Genomic DNA, 4702 nt, shown 5'->3' with positions numbered 1-4702 from the left:
GTACGGCACCGCGGCCGCGCCCACTTCGTCGGGGTTCTGCATCGCCTTCATGCCGATTTCCATCGTGAGCTTCTGCATCTTGTCGCCGATGTCGGCGAGCGGATTCACGAACTCCTGCATTTCCGGCTTGATGCCTTCGGCCTCGACGAAATCCGTGACGAGCTTGCCGAACTTCTTGAGCTTCGCGCCCATGTCGCCGAGCACCTTGCGCCCGAGCAGGTCGAGCGACTGGATCGTGTTGGTGCCTTCGTAGATCTGGTTGATGCGGGCGTCGCGCACGTACTGCTCCATGCCCCATTCGGAGATGAAACCGTGGCCGCCGTACACCTGCATGCCGAGGTTGGTGCTATCGAATGCGTTGTCGGTGAGGAAGGCCTTGATGATCGGCGTGAGCAGCGCAACGAGATCCGCCGCTTCCTTGCGCTCGGCTTCGTCGCCGTGCGAAAGCTCCTTGTCGATCTGCAGCGCGGACCAGTACGTGAAGGCGCGCGCGCCTTCGGCCCAGGCCTTCTGCGTGAGCAGCATGCGGCGCACGTCCGGATGCACGATGATCGGGTCGGCGGCCTTTTCGGGTGCCTTGGGGCCCGTCAGCGAGCGCATCTGCAGACGCTCCTTCGCGTACACGAGCGAGTTCTGATAGGCGATTTCCGTGAGACCGAGCCCTTGCATGCCGACGCCCAGACGCGCCGCGTTCATCATCACGAACATGGCGTTCAAGCCCTTGTTCGCCTCGCCGACGAGCCAGCCCTTCGCGCCGTCGAGGTTCATCACGCAGGTCGCGTTGCCGTGAATGCCCATCTTGTGCTCGATCGAGCCGCACTTGATGCCGTTGCGCTCGCCCGGCTCCCCAGCCGCGGTCGGCACGAACTTCGGCACGACGAAGAGCGAGATGCCCTTCGTGCCTTGCGGCGCGTCCGGCAGGCGCGCGAGCACGAGGTGGATAATGTTCTCGGCCATGTCGTGCTCACCGCTCGAGATGAAGATCTTCGTGCCGGTGATGGCGTACGAGCCGTCGCCGTTCGGCTCGGCCTTCGTGCGCAGGATGCCGAGGTCGGTGCCGCAGTGCGGCTCGGTCAGGCACATGGTGCCCGTCCAGACGCCTTCCACGAGCTTGGGCAGATAGGTCTTCTGCAGTTCCGGCGTGCCGTGTGCGTGCAGACACTCATAGGCGCCATGCGAGAGACCCGGATACATGGTCCACGCCTGGTTCGCCGAGTTCAGCATTTCGTAGAGGGCGTTGTTCACGAACGCGGGCAGGCCCTGGCCGCCGTATTCGGGATCGCATCCAAGCGCCGGCCAGCCGGCTTCGACATACTGCCTGTATGCCTCCTTGAAACCCGTCGGCGTGGTGACGACGCCGTCGCCGGCATAGGTGCAGCCCTCGCGGTCGCCGACCTGATTGAGCGGAAACAGCACCTCGGAGCAGAACTTGCCGGCTTCTTCGAGCACCTGGTTGATGGTGTCGGCGTCGAGGTCGGCGTGCTTCGGCATCTGCTTCACTTCGCCTTCCACGTTCAGCAGCTCGTGCAGCACGAACTGCATGTCGCGCAGCGGCGCGGTGTACTGTCCCATGTCTTCTCTCCAAAATTTGAGCTTCGGGTCCCGTGCGCGCCGCCGCGACGTTGATGGTGCGGCCTGGCGCTACTGGGTCTCGCTCTGATACGAAACGATCAGTCTTTCGAACGCGGCCCACGTATGCTCGACCGCGTCCGGCAGATGCAGGAAGCGGCCGTCATGATGCAGGCCGAGCGTCACGCTATACAGTTCGAAGAGCATCAGCGCGGGATCGGTGTCCTTGCGCAAATGCCCTTCCTCGATTGCCTGCGAAATGGCCCTCAGCAGCGCCGCACGCCACATCGACACGCTCGCCACCAGGGTCTCGCGCACCTGGCTGTCCGCGCGGTCGTCGTACTCGACCGCGCCGCTGATATAGATGCAGCCGGTCGTGACTTCGTGAATGCGCTTCTCGAACCATCGCGACAGCATCGCACGCAGACGCGGCAACCCACGTGGTTCGCGCAAGCTCGGAAAGAAGACTTCTTCCTCGAATCGACGGTGGTACTCGCGCACCACCTCGACCTGCAGATCTTCCCGAGACCCGAAGTGCGCGAAGACGCCACTCTTGCTCATCTGCATGCGCTCGGCGAGCAGGCCGATGGTCAATCCTTCCAGTCCATCGCGGCCCGCGAGGTCGAGTGCTGCATCCAGAATGGCGGCTCGTGTCTGTTCGCCTTTTCGCATAGCTTTATTTACCGTAACGATGTGGCCGTGATGTTGTCGTCAACTGCTTACATCAGGGCCTGAACCAAATCGAACGGCCGTACTATTGTTGAGTACAGCCGTCCGCGAAACAAGGACTTTATTAGAAACCGATTTCTAACCGGCACTCTAATTTTCGGGGTTCGTGGCCTGCGCACAAGCCGACATTCTCTCGATTGCCTCGACAGCGATTCGTGTGGCAGGCAAGGCGCGCGAGGTAGGTCTACTCGTATCTATTTGTCTGCTGATTCTTCTAGTCGTAGCCGCCGACGGTGATGACTTTCATGGCCGCCCGATAGCACGCCCACGCGAGCCAGCTCACGGTGCGCTCGTGCCAGGGCCGCGCCTCATAACGCGCGCGGTCGATCTGCGCGGACTCGCCGAACGCAGCAAGGATCGCGTCGCGCAGTTGCTCGATCTGCGGTTGCTGCACGAGCAGCACGTTCGCCTCATTGTTGAGCACGAGACTGAGCGCGTCGAGGTTCGAGGAACCCACCGTGGCCCAGCTCGAATCGACGACGGCCACCTTGCCGTGGAGCATCGTTTTCTCGTACTCCGCGATCTGCACGCCTGCACTCAAAAGCTGGTGATAGAGGAAAGGCACCCCGTAGTCGAGCAGCTTGAATTCCTTTCGTCCGACGAGAAGCCTGACCGCCACGCCGCGCTCGGCTGCCGAAACTAGCGCGCGCCGCAGACGCCGGCCCGGCATGAAGTAAGGGTTGGCAAGCAACACTTCCTTGCGCGCTTCGCCGATGGCATCGAGATAGGCCTTTTCGATGGCGCGCCGGTTCACGACGTTGTCGCGCGCGACGAACGCCACGCAGGGCACGTGCGCCGCACGCGGGTCGCGCACGCTCGCGCGCAGGCGCTCGCGCAGACGTGTGAAAAAGCGCCTCGCGCGAGGCGAACGCACGGCGGGTTCGAGCGCGCGCAGTGCCTCGTCGACGATCTGCGTGGGGCGGCCCACTGTGTGGCCGGTAGGATGCGGCGACATGAAGCCGGCGCTCGCGGGCACGCCCGGCGAGAGCTGCGCGGGCAGCGGCGGCCGGTAGCCGAGCCGGATGCGCCGCCATTGCTGCTCAAGCGCGAGGCGCACGTCCACGACCACGGGGCCGTGCAGCTCGACGGCGAAGTCCCAGCGCGGATAGGGCAGCTTGCGTCCATCCTGTTCGAGATCGTCCACCACGTTGATGCCGCCACAATACGCGAACTGGTCGTCGATCACGGCGAGCTTGCGGTGCGTGCGCGAAAAACCGAAGCGCCCGAAGATATGCGGGTTGTAGACGCGGTGCTCGATGCCCGCGCCGGGCCAGCGATCGAAGAGCGCGATGCGAGGCGAGCCGATGCCATCGGTGATGACGCGCACGCGCACGCCACGCGCCACCGCGCGCAGCAGCGCATCGGAGAGCGCCTGGCCGACATCGTCGTCGCAGAAGATATAGGTTTCGAGCGCGACGTCGTGCGCGGCGCCCTCGATGCGCTCGATCATCGCGCCGAAGAGATCCGCGCCCGAGCCGAAGAGCCGCACGTCGTTGCCGCTCGTGAAGCGGTAGCGCGAACGGTAGCGCCGGCCGAGCAGCGCCTCGCGCAGCCTCACGACGCGCTGCGATGCTATGCCGGGTTCGGTGCTGGTCTCGCTCACCTGCGTGCTCCGCGCAGCCGCTCGGGCAGCTGCAGGATCGCCTCGCGATTCGACCACGAGAAACACTTCGCGGCCGCCAGTTCGTAAGGCAGCCAGAGGTAAGCGGTATGTTCGCGCGGAGAAAGCGTAACGACTGTGCCCGTGGGCACTTCCAGGCTGAACCAGTGCTCGGTGTTACGCGTGACGCCCGGCGCGTAGCGATGCCGCCAGACGGGATAGATTTCGTACTCGATCTCGTGCTGCCAGTCGAGCAGCGCCGCTTGCGGCACGCCATTGGCGCCAACTGCGATGCCGGTTTCCTCGCCCACCTCGCGGATGGCGGTCTCGGCGAATGGTTCGTCGAGGTGATCCTTGGAGCCCGTGACCGACTGCCAGAAGCCGGGCCGGTCGGCACGCTCGATGATCAGGACCTCCAGCTGCGGCGTATGGATGACGACGAGTACGGATTCCGGAATCTTCGGCGGCTTCTGCATGGTGACGGAGCGTGTGGGGAAAACGCGCGAGCGCGCGCTTGCGGCGCGTCTGAAGGTAATTTAACGCAAAAAGCAAAAAAGGCGCACGATGCGCCTTTTCTGTTGTTGCGATGCGTTGCGATGCAAAGCCCGCGAAGCCCGCCGGGCGCAACGCCCGGCGACCCTTGATGCGGCTTGCCGCGCTGGCTTACTGCGCCGTCTTCTGCTCGGGCTGACGCAGACGGATATGCAGTTCGCGCAGTTGACGCTCGTCCACCTCGCTCGGCGCCTGCGTGAGCAGACACTGGGCGCGCTGCGTCTTCGGGAACGCGATCACGTCGCGGATCGA

The 4702-nt window shown here is 64.2% G+C and carries 4 protein-coding genes; all 4 read right to left on the bottom strand.

Features of this window, described 5'->3' with window-relative positions; translation table 11 throughout:
* A partial coding sequence (locus VMJ11_RS29945; RefSeq protein ID WP_325624430.1) for an acyl-CoA dehydrogenase family protein occupies positions 1 to 1572 on the bottom strand: 1572 nt, incomplete at its 3' end.
* Between the two features lie 69 nt (positions 1573 to 1641).
* Complete coding sequence (locus VMJ11_RS29940) at positions 1642 to 2241, bottom strand: TetR/AcrR family transcriptional regulator (protein ID WP_325624429.1); 600 nt, start codon at positions 2239 to 2241, stop codon at positions 1642 to 1644.
* Between the two features lie 271 nt (positions 2242 to 2512).
* Positions 2513 to 3901, bottom strand: a complete 1389-nt coding sequence (locus VMJ11_RS29935; RefSeq protein WP_414694506.1) for a phospholipase D-like domain-containing protein — start codon at positions 3899 to 3901, stop codon at positions 2513 to 2515.
* The gene (nudB, locus tag VMJ11_RS29930; protein ID WP_325624427.1) at positions 3898 to 4374 is read right to left on the bottom strand and encodes a dihydroneopterin triphosphate diphosphatase; all 477 of its coding nucleotides are present in this window, start codon (positions 4372 to 4374) and stop codon (positions 3898 to 3900) included. Before nudB ends, VMJ11_RS29935 begins: the two co-directional genes overlap by 4 nt.
* Positions 4375 to 4702: the final 328 nt, after the last annotated feature.

Source organism: Paraburkholderia sp., from assembly GCF_035501035.1.
Taxonomy (GTDB): domain Bacteria; phylum Pseudomonadota; class Gammaproteobacteria; order Burkholderiales; family Burkholderiaceae; genus Paraburkholderia.
The sequence above is the reverse complement of the archived record's forward strand: the minus strand, read 5'-3'. Positions and strand labels throughout refer to the sequence as shown.

Excerpts from the sequence above, each read along its gene's own strand:
- nudB (WP_325624427.1), bottom strand. The coding sequence starts at position 4,374 with ATGCAGAAGCCGCCGAAGATTCCGGAATCCGTACTCGTCGTCATCCAT.
- VMJ11_RS29940 (WP_325624429.1), bottom strand. The coding sequence starts at position 2,241 with ATGCGAAAAGGCGAACAGACACGAGCCGCCATTCTGGATGCAGCACTC.